Origin of the sequence: Schumannella luteola (assembly GCF_013408685.1) — a bacterium.
Lineage (GTDB): Bacteria > Actinomycetota > Actinomycetes > Actinomycetales > Microbacteriaceae > Schumannella > Schumannella luteola.
The window spans coordinates 886772-903370 of sequence record NZ_JACBZY010000001.1; the positions used below are offsets into that span (position 1 = coordinate 886772).

The window sequence follows — 16599 nt, forward strand, 5'->3', positions numbered from 1 at the left end:
GCGGGTTACCCTGCCTCGATGATGGACGGACCCGACCGCCTGTTGACCGCGACGAAGCGGCGTGAGCTGGTCGACGCCGTTCTCGGGCGCTTCTTCAGCCTAGCTCGCACCCGCGCCGCCGCTCTGGGGCCCGACTACGTCGAGCTCTGGGAGGCGCTGGAGGCCAACACGGTCGGGGGAAAGCGCTTCCGTCCGCGTCTCGTCTTCTCCGCCTACACGGCGCTGGGGGGATGCGACGACGAGGCCGCCGCGAACGTCGGCGCCGCCTTCGAGCTGCTGCACACCGCACTGATCGTGCACGACGACGTGATCGATCGCGACTTCGTGCGCCGTGGATCTCCCAACATCTCGGGCACCTACCGCGACCGCGCCGTGCGTCGCGGCGCGACCGGCGCCGACGCCGAGCACCAGGGCATCAGCGCCGCCGTGATCGCCGGCGACCTCGCCCTCTTCAACGCCTACCGCCTGATCGACCGCAGCGGCGTCGCCGACGACGTGCGCTCGGCGTTGCTCGACCTGCTCGACGAGGCCATGTTCGCGAGCGCCGCTGGCGAGCTGATCGACGTCGACCTCGCGGGCGCGCCCGAGGTGCCGAAGGTCGATGACATCCTCTGGATGGAGCGGCTCAAGACCGCCGTCTACTCCTTCGAGGGTCCGCTACAGGCCGGCGCCGTGCTGGCCGGAGCCGCGCCGGCCGTCGTCGCCACCCTGGGCGAGTTCGGCCGCGAGATGGGCATCGCGTACCAGATCGTCGACGACGTGCTCGGCGTGTTCGGCGCCGAGGAGGAGACCGGCAAGACCACCGTCGGCGACCTGCGCGAGGGCAAGCGCACCGTGCTGATCGCCTACGCCGACTCGACGCCGCAGTGGGGCGCCGTGTCGCATCTTTTCGGCGATCCCAAGCTCTGCGACGAGGATGCGAGCCGCCTGCGCGGCGCCCTCGTCGACGGCGGCGCGCGCGAGTTCGCGGAGGGACTCGCCCGCTACTACGCGAACCGCGCGCTCGCCCGTCTGGCCGAGCCGCACATCCCGACCGCCCTGCGCGCGGAGCTGCACCCGGTCGCTGATGCCGTTCTGAGTCGCGTCCGGTGAGCGCGGCAGCACGGACCGGGGCTCGCGGCTCCGGGGCTCATGCCTGTGTCGGCATGGAAGGATCCGGGTCACGCGCGAGCGACGCCGGCGACGCGGGTCGCGCTCGCAGGCTCGCCACGGGAGGATGGACCCGATGAGTCGCCTCAGCCTCTACGACCGAGTCGCCGACGAGACGTCGAGCGTGGTCATCCGGCGCTACTCGACCTCGTTCGGGCTCGCGTCGCGGCTGCTCGCGCCCGGAGTGCGGCAGCACGTCGAGAACATCTACGCGCTCGTGCGCGTCGCCGACGAGATCGTGGATGGCGGAGCCGCCGAAGCGGGACTCGCGCCGGAGTCGGCAGGGCGCGTGCTCGACGAGCTCGAGGCCGAGACCGACCGCGCCGTCGCCGAGGGCTACAGCGCCAACCCGATCGTGCACGCCTTCGCCCGCAGCGCGCGGCACAGCGGCTTCGGGCCGGAGCTCACGGCGCCGTTCTTCGCCTCCATGCGCACCGACCTCGATCGCAGCAGCTACGACGAGGCTGGCTTCGACGCCTACGTCTACGGCTCGGCCGAGGTCGTCGGGCTCATGTGCCTGCGGGCCTTCGTGCGGGACGAGCACGGCACGACCCCGTCGGCCGATGCGCTCTACGAGCAGTTGGTCCCCGGCGCCCGCGCGCTCGGCTCGGCGTTCCAGAAAGTCAACTTCCTGCGCGACCTCGCCGCCGACTTCCGCGATCTCGGCCGCAGCTACTTCCCCGGCGTCAGCGTCACGTCGTTCACCGAGGCCGACAAGGTGCGGCTGGTCGACGACATCGACCGGGAGCTCGCGACCGCGGCCGCCGCGATCCCCGAGATCCCGACCGGATCGCGCCGGGCCGTCGCGCTCGCGCACGGACTTTTCGCCGAGCTGTCGACGCGCATCCGCTCGACGCCGGCGTCGGTGCTGATCGATACGCGCGTGCGGGTGCCGAACCCGGTCAAGGCGAAGCTCGCGGCGCTCGCGGTCGCGGGGCGCCTGCCGGCGAATGCGGGCGGAACCGGGCCGGATGCCGCAGCCACTTCTCCGGCCGACCTGCCGGACGCTCCCCCGGAATCAGAGGCGCGAGCATGAGCCGCATCGTCGTCATCGGAGGCGGCATCGCCGGGCTCGCCGGCGCCGCCCTGCTCGCCCGCGACGGCCACGAAGTCGAGCTGGTCGAGGCGCGGTCCGAGGTCGGTGGCCGTGTCGGCAGCTGGGAGGCCGACGGCTTCCGCTTCGACACCGGGCCGTCGTGGTACCTCATGCCCGAGGTCTTCGACCACTTCTTCCGCCTGCTCGGCACGACGACCGACGAGCAGCTGCGGCTCGTGCAGCTCGATCCCGGCTACCGCGTCTATGCCGAGGGCAACCCCATCCCGCTCGACATCGCCGCCGACGTCGAGGAGACCCTCGCGCGCGCCGAGCGGATCGAGCCCGGATCCGCCAAGCGTCTGCGCCGCTACCTCGCTCGCGCCGGCGAGACCTACGACATGGCGCTGCGCCGCTTCCTCTACACGACCTTCCGCAGCCTGCCGCGGGTCTTCGGGCCGGAGGTCGTGCGCCGCACGCCGCGCCTCATCCGCCTGCTGCTCGAGCCGCTCGGCTCGCTCGCCCGGCGTACGGTCAAGGATCTACGGCTGCGGCAGGTGCTCGGCTACCCGGCCGTGTTCCTCGGCTCGGCGCCCGACCTCGCGCCGAGCATGTACTCGCTCATGAGCCACCTCGACCTCGTCGACGGCGTGCGATACCCGATGGGCGGATTCAGGGGCATCATCGACCGGATCGAGGCGCTCGCCCTCGCCGAGGGCGTGACCGTGCGCACCGGGTCTCCGGTGGCGCGCATCCTCACCTCCGGCGGCAGCGCGGTCGGCGTCGAGCTGGCCGACGGCTCGACCCTGTCGGCGGATGTCGTCGTCAGCGCCGCCGATCTGCATCACACCGAGACGAAGCTGCTCGCCGAGAGCGAGCGCAGCTATCCGGAGTCGTGGTGGCAGCACAAGGTCGCCGGGCCGAGCGCGCTGCTCGTGCTGCTCGGCGTGCGCGGCGAGATCCCGCAGCTCGAGCACCACACCCTGCTCTTCGCGCAGGCGTGGGAGGAGAACTTCGCCGCGATCTTCGGCGACCAGCCGAAGGTGCCCGAGGTGCCCTCGCTCTACGTCTGCAAGCCGAGCGGCATCGATCCCTCGGTCGCACCCGACGGGCACGAGAACCTGTTCGTGCTGGTGCCGCTGCCGGCGGACCCCCTGCTCGGCTCCGGTGGCGTAGGTGGCGACGGGGATGCGCGCATCGAGGCGCTCGCCGACCGGGTGATCCGGCAGATCGCGGAGTGGGCCGACATCCCCGACCTCGAGTCGCGGATCGTCGTGCGCCGCACGATCGGGCCGGCCGACTTCGTCGCCGACCTCAACTCCTGGCGCGGCACCGCGCTCGGGCCGGCCCACACGCTCAAGCAGAGCGCCTTCTTCCGGGCCGGCAACGCGAGCAAGAAGGTGAAGAACCTGCTCTACGCGGGCGGCTCCACGATCCCGGGCATCGGCCTGCCGATGTGCCTGATCAGCGCCGAGCTGCTCGTGAAACGCCTGCGCCACGACACCTCGACGACCCCGCTGCCCGAGCCCCTCGAGTCGACCGGCCCGCGCCGCGAAGCCGACGCCGCGGCCGTTCGCCCGGCCGGTGAAGCGGCGGGCGCGAGTTCGAGCGCGCCCTCCGCCGAGGCGGGCGCGTGAGCGTTCTGTATCTGGTCGCGCTGGCGATCTCGCTCACCGGGATGGTCGTGCTCGACCGACGGTTCCGGCTGTTCTTCTGGCGGGATGCGCGTCGGGCGGCGATCGTGCTGCCGGTCGGGATCCTGCTCTTCCTGGTCTGGGACCTGTTCGGCATCGGACTCGGCATCTTCTTCCGCGGCGAGACCGTCTTCATGACCGGCCTGCAGCTCGCCCCCGAGCTCCCGGTCGAGGAGCTCTTCTTCCTGACGCTGCTCTGCTACCTCACGATGAACGTGTACGGCGCCGCGAGCTCCCTGCTCGACGCCCGAGCTAGCCGCACCTCCGCCTCGCATTCCGCCACCGGCATGGATGTGGTGTCGACGCCCGACAAGGGGAGCGCCCGATGACCTATTGGGCCCTCAACGCGTTCTTCCTCGGCGCGATCCTCATCGTCGTGATCGCCGCCGCGCTGGCCCGGCGCACCCCGCGCTGGCGCGCCGCGGCGCTCACGGCTTTCGTGCTGCTCGTCATGACCGCCATCTTCGACAACGTGATGATCGCCGTCGGACTGGTCGGTTACGACCCGGCGCGCATCAGCGGCGCGAAGCTCGGCATCGCCCCGCTCGAGGACTTCTCCTACGCGATCGCCGCGATCGTCCTCCTCCCCGTGCTCTGGCACCTCCTCCCCCGTCGAACCTCCCGCTCGGCGTCGGATTCCGTGAGGGGTCGCTCAGGCCCCGTGATGGCGCCGAAACCGAGCGAAGACGGGGCCTCTGCGACCCCTCAGCAGAAGAAGACCGGGGAGGGCGAGTCATGATCCGAGCGCTGCTGCTGTCGTCGCGACCGTTGAGCTGGGTCAACACGGCCTACCCCTTCGCGGCGGCGTACATCCTCGCGATCACCGGCGGCGCCGGCGCAACGGGCCCGGCGGCCGGAGCGAGCACCCAGGGCGCGGGCACCGCGGCGGGCGTCACGGCCGAGGCACTCGGCCCCTTCGTCGAGCCGAGCGGCTGGGATGCGCGCACGATCGCCCTGGCCGTGATCGGCACCCTGTTCTTCCTCGTGCCCTACAACCTCACGATGTACGGCATCAACGACGTCTTCGACTACGAATCCGACCTGCGCAACCCCCGCAAGGGCGGCGTCGAGGGCGCCCTGCTCGACAAGCGCCTGCACCGCGCGACGATCCTCGCCAGCACCGTGCTGCCGATCCCCTTCGTCGTGGCACTGCTGGTGATCGGCGGCGTCGACGCGTGGCCGAGCTGGATCGTGCTGGCCGTCAGCCTGTTCGCCGTGGTCGCGTATTCCGCTCCCGGCATGCGCTTCAAAGAGCGGCCCTTCCTCGACTCGATCACCTCGAGCACGCACTTCGTCAGCCCCGCCGTCTACGGGCTCGCGCTCGCCGGCGCTCAGATCGACGGCAAGCTGCTCGCCCTGCTCGCGGCGTTCTTCCTCTGGGGAATGGCCTCGCACGCCTTCGGAGCGGTGCAGGACATCGTGGCCGACCGCGAGGGCGGCATCGGCTCGATCGCGACCGTCATCGGAGCGAAGGCGACCGTGCGACTCGCCTTCGCCGCCTACCTGCTCGGCGGGGTGCTCCTGCTCGCGACCGACTGGCCAGGCCCGCTCGCCGCGATCCTCGTGCTGCCCTATGCCGCGAACGTCGCGCCGTTCTGGAACGTCGGCGAGGCGGATGCCGAGACGGCGAACCGGGGCTGGAAGCGCTTCCTCTGGCTCAACTTCGTGACCGGCTTCCTCGTGACGATGCTGCTGATCTGGTTCGCAGCGGTGCGCGCGCACTGAAGCGCACGCAGAAGCGCGCGCCGGCCCTCACACCGACCTGACCCGGCGCACCACGCGAGCGCAACCTGGATGCGCCCCGCCGCATGAACGGCGTAATGTCCGGTTGCGACACCGAGGCCGACGAGGGGAGAGGCGATGCCGAACGGCGAGCTCAACCCGACTGTCTACGACGTCGCCGCCCGATCGGGCGTCTCGATCGCGACCGTATCGCGGGTGCTGCGCCGCCCGGACGAGGTGCGTCCCGAGACCGCGGCGAAGGTGATGGATGCGGTGCGCGAGCTCGGCTACGTGCCCAGCGCCTCAGCGCGCGGGCTCGCCGGCCGCCGCACGCAGGTCATCGGCCTGCTGCTGCCCGGGCACCAGGAGGGCGACCCGGTGCCGGATCCCGGCCCCGCCACTCCCCCGCGAATCCGCGACGACCGGGCGAGCGCCGAGCAGGCCGCCGAGGAGTCGGGCACCGGCGGACCGGTGAATCTCTACTACGACGAGGTCATCCGCGGCGCCGAGGGCGAGGCGTCCGAGCAGGGTTTCGCTCTGCTCATCGCCGCCGGAACCGCCTCGCACCGCGAGCGGCTGGTCGGCGAGATCGCGGGCCGGGTCGACGGGCTCGTGGTGCTGGCCGCGACCCTCGGCGACGAGCTGCTGGCCCGCACCTCGACGCGCGTGCCGGTCGTGCTGGTGGCCGACTCCGGCGACGAGCACGATCTCGATCACGTCGTGGTCGACAACGAGCAGGGCATGCGCGCGCTCGTCACCGAGGTGCTGCGCGATGCGGCGGTGCGCGAGATCGCCTACATCGCCGGCCCCGAGGACTCCCCCGACGAGCGCGATCGCCGCCGCGGCTTCGACCGCGCGATCGACGACGCCCGAGACGACCGTGCCGAGTTCGGCGACGTCGCCGACTCCCCCGCCGTGCGCATCCTGCGCGGCGACTTCTCGGTGGCGGCGGGGCGCCGACTCGCCGACCGTCTGCTCGACGACGACGGTGACGACGCCGGCGGCCGTCTGCCCGACGCGATCGTCTGCTCGAACGATCAGAGCGCGCTCGGCGTGCTGCAGTCGCTCACCGCGGCGGGCGTGGATGTGCCGGGTCGCGTGCGCGTGAGCGGCTTCGACGGCGTCGAGGCGGGCCGGTTCTCGACCCCGCGGCTCAGCACCGTGCGGCAGCCGATGGCCGACCTCGGCCGTATCGCGGTGCGCACCCTGCTGCGTCGACTCGCCTCCCCGGACGCGCCCCGCCAGCGCGTCGTGCTGCCGGTCGAGGTGCTGCTGCGCGAGAGCGCTCCTCCGCGCGCCTGACGGTTGCGCGGCAACCGGCGTCACGCCCCGCGACCGACGCCGGCGGGGCGGCCGGCGTCACGCCGCGAGCCCGACCTCTCCGCCGCCGGCGCGGCAGTGCAGACGCCGCGGTGATTCCGCCATTCGGGCAGGTTTTCGCACGCACGATCGTGCGCCTCGACAGACCCTCACAACCTGAGCGCCACCTGGCAAGCCGACTTGACAGGCCGATGTAAGCGCATACATTGGGGGAGCCGGATGCGCTGTCACCACTGCGCGCCCGGTGCACCCGACGGCGGGACCCGGTTCACCGAGCCCCGCCCCAGCGAAGAGGCGGAGAGCGATGAGGCCGACGACGACGAGGCGATCAGCGCAGCGCGAGGGCGTCGACCCCGCGCGTCGAGCGACCGAGACGGCACCCGGCCGAAAGCGCAGCCCCCGCACCCGCCGCGCCCGCATCCTCACCGGCATCGCCGGCCTGGCCGCCGCCGCGCTCGTGCTCACCGGATGCGCCGTGCAGGTGCGCTCGCAGCCGGATTCGACGATCGGCCCCGACACGATGCTGATCAACGCCGACCACGGCAACCCGCAGTTCGACCGCAACTTCAACCCGTACCTCGCCAACGCGCGCACCGCGTCGAAGTGGATGTACGAGCCGCTGATCCTCACGAACCCGCTCGACGGCGAGCAGACCCCCTGGCTCGCCTCCGCCGTCGACCAGCCCGACCCCAAGACGATCGACTTCACGATCCGGAAGGACGTGACCTGGAGCGACGGCGAGCCGTTCACGGCCGCCGACGTGAAGTTCACCTTCGACCTGGCGAAGAAGTTCGAGCCCCTCGACATCAAGGGCATCTGGCAGCACATCTCGTCGCTCGAGACGACGAAGGATGCCGATGGCGAGCACGTCATCGTGCACCTGAAGACCGCCGACGTGCCGGCCGTCGGCATCCTCGGCGGCGTCTACATCGTCAGCGAGCACCAGTGGTCGAAGGTCAAGGATCCGACCACCTGGCGCAACCCGAACCCCATCGGAACCGGCCCGTTCACGCTGGGCAACTACTCGCCGCTGCAGTACTCGATGGACAAGAACAAGTCCTACTGGCAGGCCGACAAGATCCAGATCGAGCACCTCATCCTGCCCGCCACGAACAGCCAGCTCGACACCGTCGCGCGCGGCTACGACTGGGCCTACAGCTACATCTCCGACGTCAGCGGCACCTGGGGCGCGGCCTCGAAGAGCAACCAGTGGTGGTTCCCGGCGGCCGGCGTGATCGGTCTCACCCCGAACCTGACGAAGGCTCCCTTCGACAACGTGGATGTGCGCCGCGGCATCTCGCTCGCGCTCGACCGCGACAAGATCGCCGACTCGGCCACCGAGGGCAACCTGACGGCGGCGGGCCAGACCGGGCTGATCCTGCCGAACCAGGAGAAGTGGCTGAACCCCGACATCCCCGACGGCGGGCTCATCAAGCAGGACGTGGATGCGGCGCTCGCGAGCTTCGCGAAGGCCGGCTACACCCAGAAGGACGGCAAGCTCGTCGACCAGAGCGGCAAGCAGCTGAGCTTCTCGATCCTCACCGCCAACGGCTACAGCGACTGGCTGCGCGCCGTGCAGGAGGCGCAGCGCAACCTGACCGCGATCGGCATCGACGTCAAGATCACCGCGCCGCAGCCCGCCGGCTACCAGCAGGCGATCGACAACGGCAAGTTCGACATGGCGATGGGCGGCATGGGCAACGGCGACGTCTACCAGTCCTACAACTCGCTGCTCTCGAGCGAGTTCTACCAGCCGGTCGGCAAGAGCGCCCAGAACAACCGCGAGCGCTTCAAGGACCCCGCCGTCGACAAGCTGCTGGTGCAGCTGAAGTCGACCATCGACGAGGAGGATCAGAAGCCGATCGTCGACGAGCTGCAGCAGGTCGTCTACGACCAGCTGCCCGTGATCGGCATGTACTACGGCGGCAGCTGGGGTCTGTTCAGCGACGCGAAGTTCACCGGCTGGCCGACCGCGAAAGACCCGTACATGATCCCGCAGAACTACGACTCCGCCCCGCTCGGCATCTTCGTGCGGCTCAAGCGGGTCGACAAGTAAGGGGGAGGGGAACGATGAAGTACATCCTCCAGAAGCTCGGTCTGTTCGTGCTCACGCTGTGGGCCGCCGTGACCCTGAACTTCATCCTGCCGCGGCTCATGCCGGGCACCCCGGCCGACGCCGCGATCGCGAAGCTCTCGCAGAACGGCCCCGTCACCGAGGCGACCCGCAGGGCGATCGAGGCCCAGCTCGGAATCCCGAAGGGCAACATCTTCGAGCAGTACGTGAGCTACCTGCACCAGGTGATCACGCTCGACTTCGGCACGAGCTACACCTTCTACCCGCAGTCGGTGTCGCAGCTGGTGAGCGGCGCGCTGCCGTACACGATCATCCTCGTCGGCGTCGTCACGATCCTCGCCTTCGTGATCGGCACGCTCATCGGCGTCGCCGCCGCGTGGAAGCGCGGAACGTGGCTGGATGCGCTGCCCACGCTCAGCGGCAGCTTCATGTCGACGTTCCCCTACTTCTGGACGGCGCTGCTGCTGCTGTTCTTCCTCGGCTACGTGCTGCACGTGTTCCCGACGACGGGCGCCTACTCGGCGACGACGACGCCGGCGTTCACCGGATCATTCGCGGTGGATGCGCTCTACCACGCGATCCTGCCGGCGGTCACGATCCTGGTGACGTCGCTCGGCGGCTGGATCCTCGGCATGCGCAACGCGATGATCAACACCCTCGGCGACGACTACGTCACCTTCGCCGAGGCGAACGGCCTGAAGAGCCGCACCGTCGCGATCCGCTACGCCGCCCGCAACGCGATCCTGCCGAACCTGACCGGCTTCGGCCTCGCCCTCGGCGGCGTGGTCGGCGGATCGGTGCTGGTCGAGCAGGTGTTCGGCTACCCGGGCATCGGCTACCTGCTCTTCAACGCCGTCATCGGGCAGGACTACCCGCTGATGCAGGCGCTGTTCCTCATGATCACCGTCAGCGTGCTGGTCGCGAACTTCCTCGTCGACATCCTCTACGGCGTGCTCGACCCGCGGACCCGGAAGTGAGGGGCACACGATGACCAGCACTCAGATGCTCAAGCTCGACGACCCGGCACAGCAGAAGCAGCCGGGGCCGCTGCGCACGATCGGCCGCATGATCCGCGTGATCTGGTCGAACAACAAGGCCAAGCTCGGCATGATCATCCTCGCGATCTTCATCCTGGTCGCGATCTTCGCCCCGCTGCTGGCGCCCTACGGTGCGCAGACGAACACCTTCGAACGCAACGCGGATGCGAGCCCGGCCCACTGGCTGGGCACGACGGCCGCCGGTGAGGATGTGCTGAGCCAGCTCATCTACGGAGCGCAGGTCAGCGTGCTGGTCGGCTTCGTCGCCGGCATCCTGGCCACGCTGGTCGCCGTCGCGGTCGGCCTCAGCTGGGGTTACATCCGCGGCTTCGGCGCCGACGTGATCGGGTTCATCGTGAACCTGTTCCTGGTGATCCCGGCGCTGCCGCTCATGATCGTCATCGCGGCCTACCTGCAGAACGGCGGCTTCGGCGTCATCATCGCGGTGATCGTCGTCACCGGATGGGCGTGGGGCGCGCGCGTGCTGCGCAGTCAGACCCAGTCGCTGCGCGGCCGCGACTTCGTCACCGCCGCCCGCTTCTCGGGTGACCGGGCAGGGCGCATCGTGTTCCGCGAGATCCTGCCGAACATGACCTCGCTCATCGTCGGCTCGTTCTTCGGCGCCGCGACCAGCGCGATCCTCGCCGAGGCCGGCCTCGAGTTCCTCGGGCTCGGCGACTCGAGCATCGTCAGCTGGGGCACCATCCTCTACTGGGCGCAGAACTCGAACTCGCTGCTCACCGGCCAGTGGGTGCTGCTGTTCGCGCCCGGTCTGTGCATCGCGCTGCTGGCGATGAGCCTGACCCTGATCAACTTCGGCGTGGATGCGGTCAGCAATCCCCGCCTGCGCGAGGGGAAGTCCAAGTGATGAGCGACACGACACTGACCGCCGACGGCGCTGCCGGAACCGCGACCGCGCCGGCCGCGGGCGCCGGCTCGAACCCGGCCGAAGCGGCAGCCGAGAAGCCGATCCTCGACGTGCGCGAGCTCTCGGTCGTCTACGAATCGCCGGGCCAGGCGCCCGTGCAGGCCGTCGACCACGTCTCCTTCACCCTGAAGAAGGGCGAGTTCGTCGGACTCGTGGGGGAGTCGGGCTCGGGCAAGTCGACGCTCGGCTTCGCGCTGACCCGGCTGCAGAAGCCGCCGGCCCGCACGAACTCGGGGCGCATCCTCTTCGACGGCCGCGACATCCGCGAGCTCGGCACCGAGGAGCTGCGCCAGCAGCGCCAGGGCGGATTCGCGATGGTGCTGCAGTCGGGCATGAACGCGCTCAACCCGGTGCGCCGCATCCGCGACCACTTCATCGACATCTACAAGGCGCACGGCCATGTGCCGCGCGACCGCTGGCAGAAGAACAGCGAAGACCTCATCGCGAAGGTCGAGCTGCCGGTGTCGATGCTCGACCGCTACCCGGGCGAGCTCTCGGGCGGCATGCGTCAGCGCGTCTCGATCGCGCTCGCGCTCTCGCTCGAGCCGCAGCTGATGGTCTTCGACGAGCCGACGACGGCCCTGGATGTGCTGGTGCAGCACGCGGTCATGGACACCATCCGCGCGCTGCAGCAGTCGGAGGGCTTCACGGCCGTGCTGATCAGCCACGACCTCGGCATCGTGCTCGAGTCGACGGAGCGCGTGCTCGTGATGCACGAGGGCCGCATCGTCGAGGACGGCACCTCGCAGCAGATCCTCGAGGATCCGCAGGACGAGTACACGCAGATGCTGCTGTCGCACTACGCCGATCCGCGCGCCGAGGTCGTCTCGCTTCCGGGCTTCGAAGACCGCAGCGTGCGCCGCGCCGACGGCCGCGCGCGCGCCGACACCGCGACCTCGGCCCCGTCTGTGGGAACCCGCGGCAAGCGCTCGGCGCAGGCGGCGATCGTCGTCGACGGCGTCTCGAAGACCTACCCGGCGCCGCGCCGCGGCGAGGACCCGGTGCGCGCCGTGCGCGACGTGACGTTCACGCTCGAGCCGGGCCAGTCGCTCGCGCTCGTCGGCCAGTCGGGCTCGGGCAAGTCGACCCTGGCGAAGATGATCACCGGCGTCGAGGCGCCCTCCGAGGGGCGCATCACCTTCGGCGACGTGGATGTGGCGAAGCTGCGCGGCAAGGGGGTGCGTGAGCTGCACCGCGATGTGCAGATGGTCTTCCAGGACCCGTACGCGGCGCTGAATCCGCTGCACACGGTGGAGTACATCCTCACCCGGCCGATCGTGAACTTCACCGGCGCGACCAAGCAGCAGGCGCGGCATCGCGTGCGCGAGCTGCTCGAGACCGTCGGCCTCACGCCCGTCGAGCAGTTCGCGCAGAAGCTGCCGCACCAGCTCTCCGGCGGCCAGCGTCAGCGGGTCGTCATCGCGCGCGCCCTCGCGAGCGACCCGCAGGTGATCATCGCCGACGAGCCGGTCTCAATGCTCGACGTGTCGCTGCGCGCTGGTGTGCTCGCGCTGCTCGAGGACCTGCGCGAGCAGTGGGGCGTGTCGCTGCTCTACATCACGCACGACCTGCTCAGCGCGCGCCTGATCACCGACGACATCCTCGTGCTGCATGACGGCCAGGTCGTCGAGCGCGGCGAGACGGCCCAGGTGCTGCAGCACCCGCAGGACGAGTACACGGTCGCCCTGCTGGATGCGGTGCCTGACCCTCGTCGAGCTCGCGCCGCGAGCTAGCGCGCACCATCCCTCGGGCGCGAGTTGCCCGGTTCGGTCGCGTTCGGCGGTCGTAACCCGGCAGAAGCGGGCAACTCAGCGCGCGGCGCTCGCCGCGGGCGGCACCTTCACGAACAGCATGAGCACGAGCCCGGCGAGCAGCACGATCACGATGCCGAGGATGCCCCAGGCGGTCGCGCCGAACAGGCCGATGAAGAGCGCCCAGAGCGCGGGGGAGAGGAAGCTCGCCGCGCGTCCGGTCGTCGCGTAGAGGCCGAAGATCTCGCCCTCGCGGCCGGCCGGCGTGACCCGGGCGAGGAACGAGCGCGACGCCGCCTGCGCGGGGCCGACGAACATGCAGAGGATCAGGCCGAAGATCCAGAACACGGTCGTGCCCGCATCCCGCGCCAGGAAGACGATGAGGCCGACGGCGACGAGCCCGATCAGGGCGCCGAGGATGACCGCCCGCGCGCCGAAGCGGTCGTCGAGCCGGCCGACGGCGATCGTCGAGACGCCGGCGATGAGGTTCGCGGCGATGCCGAACACGATCACCTCGGTGTCGCTGAAGCCGAAGATGCGAGCAGCGATGATCGCGCCGAAGGTGAAGACGCCGGCGAGGCCGTCGCGGTAGACGGCGCTCGCGAGCAGGAACCAGAAGGTGGGGCGTGTCTCGCGCCAGATGCGGCGGATGTCGCGCGCCAGCACCACGTAGCTGCCGAAGAACGACACGCGCTCGCGCTCCGGCGACGGCGGCGCCTCGGGCACGTTGAGGAACAGCGGGATCGAGAACAGGATCGCCCAGACGCCGCAGCCGACGGCGATGAGGCGGATGTTGAGTCCCTCGCCGGTCGGGATGCCGAACCATCCGCTCTGCTGCATCACCACGACGATGCCGAGCGCGACGATGCCGCCGAGGTAGCCGAGCCCCCAGCCCAGGCCGCTGATGCGTCCGATCGTCTTCGGCGTCGAGACCTGCACGAGCATCGCGTTGTAGTTGACGCCGGCGATCTCGCTGAACACCGAGCCGATCGCGACGAGTGCGGCGCCGTACCAGAACCAGCTCGCCGAGGCCGTCGTGAAGAACATCGCGAACATGCACAGCACGAGCAGCACGGTCGAGATGCCGAGCCACAGCTTGCGGCGTCCGGCGGCGTCGGAGCGCTGCCCGAGCACGGGCGCGAGCAGGGCGATGAGCAGCCCGGCGATCGCGACCGCCCAGCCGAGGTTCGAGGTGAGGTCGGCGGTGGCGGCCTCACGGATCGGGTCGTTCTCGTCGAGCGCCGCGACATCCTTCGGCAGGAACAGGCTGCTCGTCAGGTAGACCGTGAAGACGAAGGTGGTGATGACTGAGTTGAACGGCTGCGTCGCCCAGTCCCACAGCGCCCACGAGGCGACCTGCTTGCGGGGGATGACGCGTCCCTCCTGCAGCTCGATGCCGGTCACGCCGACCGCGCCCGTGTTGGCGACGATCGGGGGAGTGGCGGCGTGGGCGCTGCCCGCGTCGGACTGCGGCGAGGCGGGCGTCGGCGCCTGGGGATCGCTCATGGCCGCACCCTAGCCGCCCCGGGTGTCGCGCTCGCGTCCCCTCTCCGGGTGCCCGGGCGCCACGTTCGTCCGGGCCATGACATAACTCAGGAGATCTGTGCCGTGATGAGGCGTGCGCCTCAGCTGGCGACAGATCTCCCGAGTTACGTGACCCCGAGGCGGCCGTCGACGTCGGATGCGCGCTCAGGACGCGGGGATGATGCCGAGGTTGAACGAGGGTCCGCGCTGCATCATGAGGATCGCGTAGAGCACGAACCAGTGCTCGGGGCCCTTCGCGGTGGCGATGCCGCCGAGGTCGATCTGCTGCGACGGCGCCCAGCCGAGGTCGGCGAGAACGCCGGAGACGAGCTGCTTCGCCGACTCGTCGTCGCCCGAGAGGAAGACGTTCGAGGTGGATGCGAGCGCGCCCGGGTCGACCGCGGTGACGAGCGCGAGCGAGTTGAGCGACTTCACGACGCGGGTGCGGGGGAGCGCCTGCTGCAGCTTCTCGCCGAGGCTCGAGTTCGGGTACATCAGCTCGAACGCCGGGGTGACCGCGTTGCCGAGGTCGATGAGCACCGTGCCGTCGAGCGCGTCGGCGAGCGTCGGCAGCACCTCGAGCGAGACGGAGGCCTGCAGGGCGCTGACGACGAGGTCGGCGCCGTCGATCGCGGCGGCGGGCTCGAGCGCCGGTGCCGGCAGCTCCTTGGCGTCGGGGGTGCGCGAGCCGAAGACGACGTCGTGACCGGCGCGGATCAGGCCGCCCGCGAGGGTGATGCCGACCTGACCGGTTCCGAGAATGGTGATACGCATGGGATGTCCTTCTTCCGAGATCCGACCTCGTGCCGGATCATTCGAATTGGAACAAGCACGCGCCATTCATGGTTATTCCAATTCGAACAAAAAAGTTTCCCGACCCCTGGAGCGCCCATGGCCGACCGCAAGCTCGATGCGACCGAGCTCGCCACCTACCAGGCGCTCGTGACGGCGGGGAACCTCATCGAGCGCGCCGTGACCGCGCAGCTCGCCGAGCATGGACTCACCCCGCTGCAGTTCTCGATCCTCGCGACGCTGCTCACGCAGGGTGAGCAGCGGATGCGCGACCTCGCCGACGCGATCGTGCACTCGCGCAGCGGCCTCACCTACCAGGTGACCCAGCTCGAGAAGCAGGGTCTCGTGCAGCGTGCCGCGGCCGCCGGCGACGATCGCGGCGTGCAGGTCGCGCTCACGGACGAGGGCCGCGCGCGGGTCGAGGGCGCGTTCCCCGGCCACACCGCGCTCGTGCGCGACGCGATCTTCGACCACCTCGAGCGGTCGGAGCTGGATGCGATCCGCGAGCCGCTCGCCGGGATCGTCGCGCGTCTGCGCGAGCGGCGCTGAGCGCCGCTGGGCGGTCCCGGGTCCCCTGGGCGGTGCTGGGTTCCGCTGAGCGGTGCTGATCTCCGCCGCGCGTCAGCCCGCGAGTGCCGCGCGGATCGCCTCAGCCACCGCATCCGGCGCCTCCCGCTGCACGAAGTGCCCGACGCCGTCGAGTTCGACGAGGTCGTACCCGTTCGCGAACGAGCTCGCCGCGGCCCGGGCTGCCGGGAGGGTCTCGCACCCGTCCTCCGTGCCGACGAAGAACGTCGTCGGCACCTCGATCGCCGGCCAGGTGTCGAGCAGGCGCTGCGCCGCGGCGTAGCGCTCGTCGCCCGCCGCCTCGCCGGCCCCGTGGCGGTAGTAGTGCACGACCGTCTCGGCGAACTGCGGTGTCGCGAAGAGCGCGAGCAGCTCGGCCCGCTCGGCGTCGGGGATGGTGCCGGCCGGCGACCAGTGGTCCCACGACCAGCGCAGCAGGGGATGCGGGTCGCTGCGGAACGTCGTCGCGCCGGCTTCGGTGCAGAGCCAGTAGCGGTACCAGGCGACCGCGGCGTCGTCGAGCGACTCGGCGGCCGTGAGCTCGGTCCGCGGGCCGTAGGCGGTGGCGAGCGTGATGAGCGAGCGCACACGGTCGGGGGCGAGCACTGCCGCGGCGTGCGCCGCGCGGGCGCCCCAGTCGTGGCCGACGAGCACGACATCGCGCAGCTCGAGCGCCTCGACCAGGCCGAGCACGTCGTCGGCGAGCGCGGCGATCTGGCCGGTGATCGTGCCGTCGAGCGACCGTGATCCGCCGACACCCCGCAGCAGGGGCCGGATGACGCGCGCGTCCGATGGCAGGCGGCCGACGACGGCATCCCAGGTGCGCGGACCGTCGGGGAAGCCATGCAGCAGCACGACCGCCGGCCCGTCAGGACGGCCGCTCTCGACGTACTCGATCTCGGCGTGCGCGGTGGTGACGGTGGGCATGCTCTGATCCAAGTCGCCGCAGCGGCGCCGCACGAGTCGAATCCAGCCAACGTTCGAGTGGGCTCCGCCGGGGTGCGCGGT

General features: G+C 70.6%; 15 protein-coding genes. 12 read left to right on the top strand and 3 right to left on the bottom strand.

The window, feature by feature from the left end:
• The first annotated feature begins 18 nt into the window (after window positions 1–18).
• The 11 genes from BJ979_RS04010 (at window position 19) to BJ979_RS04055 (ending at window position 12690) form a co-directional block, all read left to right on the top strand.
• Window positions 19–1092 carry a polyprenyl synthetase family protein gene (locus tag BJ979_RS04010; RefSeq protein ID WP_246286679.1) on the top strand — a complete coding sequence of 358 codons (1074 nt, stop codon included), beginning with the start codon at window positions 19–21 and terminating at the stop codon, window positions 1090–1092.
• Between the two features lie 133 nt (window positions 1093–1225).
• Complete coding sequence (locus tag BJ979_RS17490) at window positions 1226–2185, top strand: phytoene/squalene synthase family protein (RefSeq protein ID WP_246286680.1); 960 nt, start codon at window positions 1226–1228, stop codon at window positions 2183–2185.
• Window positions 2182–3819 (top strand): phytoene desaturase family protein, encoded by a 1638-nt coding sequence (gene crtI / locus BJ979_RS17495; RefSeq protein ID WP_246286681.1) that lies wholly within the window; start codon window positions 2182–2184, stop codon window positions 3817–3819. Before BJ979_RS17490 ends, crtI begins: the two co-directional genes overlap by 4 nt.
• On the top strand, window positions 3816–4205 hold the full coding sequence (locus BJ979_RS04020) for a lycopene cyclase domain-containing protein (RefSeq protein ID WP_179565411.1): 390 nt from the start codon (window positions 3816–3818) through the stop codon (window positions 4203–4205). Before crtI ends, BJ979_RS04020 begins: the two co-directional genes overlap by 4 nt.
• Complete coding sequence (locus tag BJ979_RS04025; protein WP_179565413.1) at window positions 4202–4615, top strand: lycopene cyclase domain-containing protein; 414 nt, start codon at window positions 4202–4204, stop codon at window positions 4613–4615. Before BJ979_RS04020 ends, BJ979_RS04025 begins: the two co-directional genes overlap by 4 nt.
• Window positions 4612–5601 (top strand): prenyltransferase, encoded by a 990-nt coding sequence (locus tag BJ979_RS04030; protein ID WP_179565415.1) that lies wholly within the window; start codon window positions 4612–4614, stop codon window positions 5599–5601. The genes BJ979_RS04025 and BJ979_RS04030 overlap by 4 nt, the downstream gene beginning before the upstream one ends.
• A gap of 135 nt (window positions 5602–5736) precedes the next feature.
• Window positions 5737–6900 carry a LacI family DNA-binding transcriptional regulator gene (locus BJ979_RS04035; RefSeq protein WP_179565417.1) on the top strand — a complete coding sequence of 388 codons (1164 nt, stop codon included), beginning with the start codon at window positions 5737–5739 and terminating at the stop codon, window positions 6898–6900.
• Window positions 6901–7222: 322 nt separating this feature from the next.
• Window positions 7223–8974: an ABC transporter substrate-binding protein gene (locus BJ979_RS04040; RefSeq protein ID WP_179565419.1), complete on the top strand. Its 1752-nt coding sequence runs from the start codon at window positions 7223–7225 to the stop codon at window positions 8972–8974.
• A gap of 14 nt (window positions 8975–8988) precedes the next feature.
• A complete protein-coding gene (locus tag BJ979_RS04045) occupies window positions 8989–9969 on the top strand; it encodes an ABC transporter permease (protein WP_179565421.1) in 981 nt (326 codons plus the stop codon).
• 10 nt (window positions 9970–9979) lie between these two features.
• Entirely contained in the window at window positions 9980–10897 is a 918-nt protein-coding gene (locus BJ979_RS04050; RefSeq protein WP_179565423.1) for an ABC transporter permease, read from the top strand.
• Complete coding sequence (locus tag BJ979_RS04055) at window positions 10897–12690, top strand: ABC transporter ATP-binding protein (RefSeq protein ID WP_179565425.1); 1794 nt, start codon at window positions 10897–10899, stop codon at window positions 12688–12690. The genes BJ979_RS04050 and BJ979_RS04055 overlap by 1 nt, the downstream gene beginning before the upstream one ends.
• Before the next feature lie 75 nt (window positions 12691–12765).
• Here the strand turns inward: BJ979_RS04055 and BJ979_RS04060 are convergent, their stop codons facing one another.
• Window positions 12766–14214: an MFS transporter gene (locus BJ979_RS04060; RefSeq protein WP_179565432.1), complete on the bottom strand. Its 1449-nt coding sequence runs from the start codon at window positions 14212–14214 to the stop codon at window positions 12766–12768.
• 183 nt (window positions 14215–14397) lie between these two features.
• Entirely contained in the window at window positions 14398–15006 is a 609-nt protein-coding gene (locus tag BJ979_RS04065) for an NADPH-dependent F420 reductase (protein ID WP_179565434.1), read from the bottom strand.
• A gap of 117 nt (window positions 15007–15123) precedes the next feature.
• On the opposite strand from BJ979_RS04065, the gene BJ979_RS04070 reads away from it, so the two are divergent.
• Window positions 15124–15573 (top strand): MarR family winged helix-turn-helix transcriptional regulator, encoded by a 450-nt coding sequence (locus BJ979_RS04070; RefSeq protein WP_179565436.1) that lies wholly within the window; start codon window positions 15124–15126, stop codon window positions 15571–15573.
• 72 nt (window positions 15574–15645) lie between these two features.
• Here BJ979_RS04070 and BJ979_RS04075 read toward each other — a convergent pair whose 3' ends face one another.
• A complete protein-coding gene (locus BJ979_RS04075; RefSeq protein WP_179565438.1) occupies window positions 15646–16518 on the bottom strand; it encodes an alpha/beta fold hydrolase in 873 nt (290 codons plus the stop codon).
• Between the last annotated feature and the right edge of the window lie 81 nt (window positions 16519–16599).

Coding starts and splice junctions, on each gene's coding strand:
- BJ979_RS04010 (WP_246286679.1), top strand. CDS start 19: ATGATGGACGGACCCGACCGCCTGTTGACCGCGACGAAGCGGCGTGAG.
- BJ979_RS17490 (WP_246286680.1), top strand. CDS start 1,226: ATGAGTCGCCTCAGCCTCTACGACCGAGTCGCCGACGAGACGTCGAGC.
- crtI (WP_246286681.1), top strand. CDS start 2,182: ATGAGCCGCATCGTCGTCATCGGAGGCGGCATCGCCGGGCTCGCCGGC.
- BJ979_RS04025 (WP_179565413.1), top strand. CDS start 4,202: ATGACCTATTGGGCCCTCAACGCGTTCTTCCTCGGCGCGATCCTCATC.
- BJ979_RS04030 (WP_179565415.1), top strand. CDS start 4,612: ATGATCCGAGCGCTGCTGCTGTCGTCGCGACCGTTGAGCTGGGTCAAC.
- BJ979_RS04035 (WP_179565417.1), top strand. CDS start 5,737: ATGCCGAACGGCGAGCTCAACCCGACTGTCTACGACGTCGCCGCCCGA.
- BJ979_RS04040 (WP_179565419.1), top strand. CDS start 7,223: ATGAGGCCGACGACGACGAGGCGATCAGCGCAGCGCGAGGGCGTCGAC.
- BJ979_RS04045 (WP_179565421.1), top strand. CDS start 8,989: ATGAAGTACATCCTCCAGAAGCTCGGTCTGTTCGTGCTCACGCTGTGG.
- BJ979_RS04050 (WP_179565423.1), top strand. CDS start 9,980: ATGACCAGCACTCAGATGCTCAAGCTCGACGACCCGGCACAGCAGAAG.
- BJ979_RS04055 (WP_179565425.1), top strand. CDS start 10,897: ATGAGCGACACGACACTGACCGCCGACGGCGCTGCCGGAACCGCGACC.
- BJ979_RS04060 (WP_179565432.1), bottom strand. CDS start 14,214: ATGAGCGATCCCCAGGCGCCGACGCCCGCCTCGCCGCAGTCCGACGCG.
- BJ979_RS04065 (WP_179565434.1), bottom strand. CDS start 15,006: ATGCGTATCACCATTCTCGGAACCGGTCAGGTCGGCATCACCCTCGCG.
- BJ979_RS04070 (WP_179565436.1), top strand. CDS start 15,124: ATGGCCGACCGCAAGCTCGATGCGACCGAGCTCGCCACCTACCAGGCG.
- BJ979_RS04075 (WP_179565438.1), bottom strand. CDS start 16,518: ATGCCCACCGTCACCACCGCGCACGCCGAGATCGAGTACGTCGAGAGC.